This window comes from Streptomyces sp. FH025, from assembly GCF_017427025.1.
Lineage (GTDB): Bacteria > Actinomycetota > Actinomycetes > Streptomycetales > Streptomycetaceae > Kitasatospora.
On record NZ_JAFLNG010000468.1, the window covers coordinates 1 to 6135 of the forward strand.

Consider the following 6135-nt stretch of genomic DNA (forward strand, 5'->3'; position numbering starts at 1 on the left):
TGCGGTGGCGGCGGGTGTCGGCGCTGAGGAACGCGAACTGACGTCGGACCGCCCGTGTATGACTGTAAGAGTCCTTCGTCCACGCGCTCTATGACCAAGGTCCTGGTTCGGGTCAATACCTGTCGAACGTGACACTACTCACCGTTGACGCGAACTTACCCCTATGTGCAAAAATGGGACAACCAGCCCAACTTCACGTGAGCGTGCCCACTTTTGGGTGGTTCTGGAGTCGATGCGTGCTTTGCGGGGAAACGGAGGGTCTGGTCCCCCTGTAACCGGATGTCACTGTCGTGTGACTGTCCGCTATGGGGTGGTCCATCGCCATCCGTCGGCCTTGAACCCGTGAGGGGTCAATTTTGGCGGTTTGGTCGATAGGGCTGGACGGATGGTGTAGTTGTAGACACCAGGACAAGCCGTTCGTCCTATAACCGACTCGGCCCGTCTATGCCATTTCGGGCATCGCGGGCCAAGGTGCAGAATTTGAAGGATAGAACCGCCCTGGTTCGGTTCTCCCGAGGAGGCCGCTCATGACCGCTCGTACCCCTGATGCTGAGCCGCTGCTGACGCCGGCAGAGGTTGCCACCATGTTCCGCGTGGACCCGAAGACGGTCACCCGCTGGGCCAAGGCGGGCAAGCTGACGTCTATTCGCACGCTCGGCGGTCACCGCCGTTACCGTGAGGCGGAGGTGCGCGCACTGCTGGCCGGGATTCCCGCTCAGCGCACCGAGGCCTGATAGGCCAAAGGCTCTTTAAAGGGGCCGCCAACCGGACTCCGCCGGGTCCGGTTGGCGGTCCCTTTGTCGTGTCCGGTGCGGCGCTTCCCGCCCGGCCGACCTTTCGGAATGCTGAACTCCGGATAACGATTTGATGCGCATGGGGCGGGGGGGATTTACAGTGAATACCTGTACAATTTTACATATTAAATTAGTGGGCCTCGAGAGAGGCCGTCCCGGGCCGGTTCTCGGGAGGGGGTGGGTGACGACCGTCACACGGTCTGTCACTTGTGGTCTAGACCTAGTTCGGGGTAGAAGCCGAGCGGCCAAAAGCGAGAGGCCCGGAACCTGACGGTTCCGGGCCTCTCGCACTGCGGCGATCCCGACGGGACTTGAACCCGCGACCTCCACCTTGACAGGGTGGCGAGCTAACCAACTGCTCCACGGGACCAGAGATTTCTGATCTCGTTCACTCGCTTGCCGCGCTGCGAACAAGACAGATCGTAGCCCATGGTGGGCCCCCAGGTCGAACTGGCACCTGAAGGCCCACCCGCAGCTCAGAGTGCTGCACCGGGTCAGAGCGCCGCCCGGGCCGCCTCCATCGCCTTCATGATCCGCTTCTCGGAGACCGGGCTCGGCGTGCCCAGCCCCTGGGCGAAGAAACTGACCCGCAGCTCCTCGATCATCCAGCGGATCGCCCGCACCTCCTCGGAGGGCTGCCGTCCGGCCGGCACCGCCGCCAGCAGCTCCCCGTACGCCTGCTGCACCTGCTGCACCTTCAGCAGCTGCTGGGCGTCCCGCTGCGGGTGGTTGGGCAGCGCCTCCAGCCGGCGGTCCACCGCCAGCAGGTAGCGCTTGAGGTCGGGCAGCCGCTGCCAGCCGGCGGCCGTCACGAAGCCCGGGTGCACCAGCGAGGCCAGGTGCAGCCGGACGTCGTTCACCGCGTTCAGCAGCACCGGGCTGCTCACCGTCTTCAACCGGGTCGAGGCCTTGTGGAAGGCGATCAGCGCGGTGGCCGTCTTCAACGTGGTGTCCGCGGACAGGTCGTACAGGTCCGCGCGCACCTTGTCGTGCAGCTTGCCGAAGGCCGCCTCGTCCCAGGCCGGGCCGCCGGCCAGGGCCATCAGCCGGTCCGTCGCGGCGGACACGACGTCCTCGAACAGGGCGTTGATCGAGCCGTGCGGGCTGTGCGAGAGCGCCAGCTTCGCCTGGTTGCCCAGCCGGCCCTGGATCGACTTGGCCGGGGAGTTGGTGGTCAGCATCAGCAGCCGCCTCGTCCCCTCCCACATCGCCTGCGCCTGCGCCTCCGGGGTGTCGAACAGCTTGATGCCGACCGCCTGGCCCTCGTCCACCAGGGCCGGGTAGGCGCGCAGCGAGTGGCCGCGTGAGCGCTGCTCGAAGGTGCGCTGGAGCACCGGCAGGGAGGCCGGCCACGCGGTCAGCCCGCTCTGCTCGATGCCCTTGCCGGAGGCGGCCGAGGAGAGCGTCTCCTTCAGCTTCGGCTTGAGCTTCAGCCGCAGCTCCTCCAGGTCCTTGGACTCGGCGAGCCTGCGGCGCCCGTCCACCACCCGGAAGGTCACCTTGAGGTGCTCAGGCACCCGCTCGTCGTCCCAGGCCTCCGGCGGCACCGTGACGGCCGTCAGGCGCTTCAGGGCGTGCTCCAGGGACGGCAGCAACGGCTCCTGGCGGTCCCTCACCTCGCGCAGCGCCGCCTTGGCGAAGTCCGGCGCCGGGACGAAGTTGCGCCGGATCGCCTTCGGCAGCGACTTGATGTACGCGGTGACCAGCTCCTCCCGCAGGCCGGGGATCTGCCAGTCGAAGCCCTCCGCGGTGACCTGGTTGAGCACCGGCAGCGGGATGTGGACGGTCACGCCGTCCGCGTCGCTGCCCGGCTCGAACTGGTAGGTCAGCTTGAAGCGCAGCTTGCCCTGCTGCCAGTGGTCCGGGTAGTCGGCCTCGGTGACGCCGCCCGCGGCGTCGTTGATCAGCATCGACTTCTCGAAGTTCAGCAGGTCCGGCTGCTCGTGCCGGGCCTTCTTCCACCAGGAGTCGAAGTGCCGGGTGGAGACGATCTCCTCGGGCAGCCGGGAGTCGTAGAAGTCGAACAGGGTCTGGTCGTCCACCAGGATGTCCCGGCGGCGGGCCCGGTTCTCCAGCTCCTCGACCTCGCCGAGCAGCTTGCGGTTCTCGGCGAAGAACCGGTGGTGGGTCTCCCAGTCGCCCTCGACCAGCGCGTTGCGGATGAACAGCTCGCGGCAGAGCTCCGGGTCGATCTTCCCGTAGTTGACCTTGCGCTGGGCCACGATCGGCACCCCGTAGAGGGTCACCTTCTCGTACGCCAGCACCGCGCCGGCCTTCTTCTCCCAGTGCGGCTCGCTGTAGCCGCGCTTGAGCAGGTGGCCGGCCAGCGGCTCGACCCACTCGGGCTCGATCTTCGCGTTGATCCGCGCCCAGAGCCGGGAGGTCTCCACCAGCTCGGCCGACATCACCCAGCGCGGCGGCTTCTTGAACAGGCCGGAGCCGGGGAAGACCGCGAAGCGGGCGCCGCGGGCGCCGCCGTACTCGCGCTTCTCCACGTCGAAGAGGCCGATGTGGGAGAGCAGCCCGGCCAGCAGCGACTGGTGGATCCGGTCGGCGTCCGGCTCGGCGTCCGGATGGGGCTCCTCGATCGTCACGCCCAACTGCTTGGCGACGGTGCGCAGCTGGACGTAGATGTCCTGCCACTCCCGTATCCGCAGGTAGTTGAGGAACTCGGCCTTGCACATCCGGCGGAAGGCCGAGGAGGACAGCTCCTTCTGCTGCTCCCGGACGTAGCGCCACATCGCCAGGTAGGAGAGGAAGTCGGAGGTCTCCGAGTTGAACCGCTTGTGCCGCTCGTCGGCGGCCTGGCGCTTCTCGGCGGGGCGCTCGCGCGGGTCCTGGATGGACAGCGCGGCGGCGATCACCATGACGTCGCGCACGCAGCCGTTGCGGTCAGCCTCCAGCACCATGCGGGCCATCCGCGGGTCCACCGGGAGCTGGGCGAGCTTGCGGCCGAGCTGGGTGAGGCGTTTGCGCGGGTCCTTCTCGTCCGGGTCGAGCGCGCCCAGCTCGTGCAGCAGGTGGATGCCGTCCTTGATGTTGCGCGAGTCCGGCGGGTCCAGGAACGGGAAGGCGGCGATGTCGCCGAGGCCGGCCGCGGTCATCTGCAGGATGACCGAGGCCAGGTTGGTGCGCAGGATCTCGGCGTCGGTGAACTCGGGGCGGGAGAGGAAGTCCTCCTCCGAGTACAGCCGGATGCAGATGCCGTCGGAGGTGCGGCCGCAGCGGCCCTTGCGCTGGTTGGCGCTGGCCTGGCTGACCGCTTCGATCGGCAGCCGCTGGACCTTGGTGCGGTGGCTGTAGCGGGAGATCCGGGCGGTGCCCGGGTCGATCACGTACTTGATGCCGGGGACGGTGAGCGAGGTCTCGGCCACGTTGGTGGCCAGCACGATCCGGCGCAGGTTGGAACGCTGGAACACCTTGTGCTGCTCGGCCGAGCTGAGCCGGGCGTACAGCGGCAGGATCTCGGTGTTCCGCAGCTTGAGCTTGGTGAGGGCGTCGGCGGTGTCGCGGATCTCGCGCTCGCCGGAGAGGAACACCAGGATGTCGCCCGGGCCCTCGGCCTGGAGCTCCTTCGCGGCGTCGCAGATCGCCTGGACCTGGTCCCGGTCGCGGTCGGCCTCGTCGGCCTCGTCCTCGGTGTCGTCGACGATGGGCCGGTAGCGGACCTCGACCGGGTAGGTGCGGCCGGAGACCTCGACGATCGGGGCGTCGCCGAAGTGCCGGGCGAAGCGCTCCGGGTCGATGGTCGCGGAGGTGATCACGACCTTGAGGTCGGGGCGGCGGGGGAGCAGCTGCTTGAGGTAGCCGAGCAGGAAGTCGATGTTGAGGCTGCGCTCGTGCGCCTCGTCGATGATCAGGGTGTCGTACTGGTGCAGATCGCGGTCGGTCTGGATCTCCGCGAGCAGGATGCCGTCCGTCATCAGCTTGACCAGGGTGTCCCGGCCGACCTGGTCGGTGAACCGGACCTTCCAGCCGACCGCCTCGCCGAGCGGGCTGTTCAGCTCCTCGGCGACGCGCTCGGCCACCGTACGGGCGGCGATCCGGCGCGGCTGGGTGTGGCCGACCAGACCGCGCACGCCCCGGCCGAGCTCCAGGCAGATCTTCGGGATCTGGGTGGTCTTGCCGGAGCCGGTCTCGCCCGCGACGATCACCACCTGGTGGTCCCGGATCGCCGCCAGGATCTCGTCCTTCTTCTGGCTGACCGGCAGCTCTTCGGGATAGCTGATCGTCGGGACGGCGCTGCGGCGCTGCTCGACCAACAGCTCGGCCCGGTCGATCTCGGCGGCGAGCTCGGTGGCGATCTTCTGCCTGGCCTCGGGCTTGCGGACCTTGCGGGCCCCCTCCAGCCGGCGTCCGATCCGCACCTGGTCGCGCAGGGTCAGCTCGGGCAGGCGGGCGGCCAGCTCACCGATTCCGGGGCCCTCGACGGGCGCGGGGGCGGACTGGACTGCGGGAGAACTCACTGCGGGCATCCCTCTAGGTTCGCAAGGAGGCACGGCGGAGCGCACCTCGGTTTTCGAGCCCCTCCAGTGTCACAGCCGCCGACGGAGAATCGCGAACGACGGGCAACGATCCGCGGGCGATCCGGGCTCCGGGGGGTTGAGGAGGTGCTCATGGGAGCCCAGAAGACCGCACGGGACGAGGAGTTCCGGGCGTTCGCCGGCAGCGCGTGGTCACGGCTGCTCAGGACGGCGTACCTGCTCGCGGGGGAGCGGTACGGCGCCGAGGACCTCGTCCAGCAGGCGCTCGAACGGGCGTACGTGGCGTGGAACAGGGTCCGTGCGGCGGACGACCCGTACGCCTACGTCCGCCGGATCCTGGTCAACGAGCACGCCCGGCGGTTCCGGCGCAGACCGGTCGAACGCCTCGTCGACGCCGTCCCCGACCGGCCCGCGCCGGCCGGAACCGACCCGGACGACCGGGCCGTGCTGCTCGGCGCGCTCGGCGCCCTGCCGCCGCGCCAGCGCCAGGCCGTCGTGCTGCGGTACTGGGAGGACCTCTCCGAGGCCCAGACCGCCGCGGCGATGGGCTGCTCGGTCGGGACGGTGAAGAGCCAGGCCGCCAAGGGCCTGGCCAAGCTCCGCGCGGCCTCCTCACTCAACGGACTGACCAACGTCGGAGGCGGAAGATGAGCAAGGGCATCGGGGACGGGACGACCGGCGACGAGGCGGCGGCCGTGAGCGGGCTGAGCGACCTCGCCGGGAGCGTCGAGATCGGGGCGGTGCCGTACGACCGGCTGGTCGCCGGGGGGCGGCGCAGACTGCGGCGCCGAAGGCTGCTGACCGCCGGGGCGGCGGCGGTGCTGGTCGCGGCGGTGGTCGGCGGAGGGACGGCGATC

3 protein-coding genes, 1 tRNA gene and 1 pseudogene are annotated in these 6135 nt (G+C 69.1%); 3 read left to right on the forward strand and 2 right to left on the reverse strand.

Translation table 11 applies throughout. The features are described 5' to 3' along the window. The first annotated feature begins 527 nt into the window (after positions 1-527). Entirely contained in the window at positions 528-734 is a 207-nt protein-coding gene (gene bldC, locus J0670_RS26910; protein ID WP_014137253.1) for a developmental transcriptional regulator BldC, read from the forward strand. Between the two features lie 356 nt (positions 735-1090). On the opposite strand, the gene J0670_RS26915 is transcribed toward bldC, so the two are convergent. Together J0670_RS26915 and hrpA are read right to left on the reverse strand one after the other, a co-directional pair. Further along, positions 1091-1164, reverse strand: a tRNA-Asp gene (locus J0670_RS26915). A 124-nt stretch (positions 1165-1288) separates the two neighbouring features. Further along, positions 1289-5269, reverse strand: coding sequence for an ATP-dependent RNA helicase HrpA (gene hrpA, locus J0670_RS26920; RefSeq protein WP_207814268.1), 3981 nt, complete (start codon positions 5267-5269; stop codon positions 1289-1291). Between the two features lie 141 nt (positions 5270-5410). Between hrpA and J0670_RS26925 the strand changes: the two genes are divergently transcribed. After that, the gene (locus tag J0670_RS26925; RefSeq protein WP_207814269.1) at positions 5411-5929 is read left to right on the forward strand and encodes a SigE family RNA polymerase sigma factor; all 519 of its coding nucleotides are present in this window, start codon (positions 5411-5413) and stop codon (positions 5927-5929) included. After that, positions 5926-6135 (forward strand): annotated as a pseudogene (locus J0670_RS26930) (hypothetical protein); the annotation flags it as partial. The gene J0670_RS26925 and the pseudogene J0670_RS26930, both read left to right, overlap by 4 nt.

What these genes read in the sequence shown, in the direction of transcription:
- bldC (WP_014137253.1), top strand. Translation starts at nt 528, where the DNA reads ATGACCGCTCGTACCCCTGATGCTGAGCCGCTGCTGACGCCGGCAGAG.
- hrpA (WP_207814268.1), bottom strand. Translation starts at nt 5,269, where the DNA reads ATGCCCGCAGTGAGTTCTCCCGCAGTCCAGTCCGCCCCCGCGCCCGTC.
- J0670_RS26925 (WP_207814269.1), top strand. Translation starts at nt 5,411, where the DNA reads ATGGGAGCCCAGAAGACCGCACGGGACGAGGAGTTCCGGGCGTTCGCC.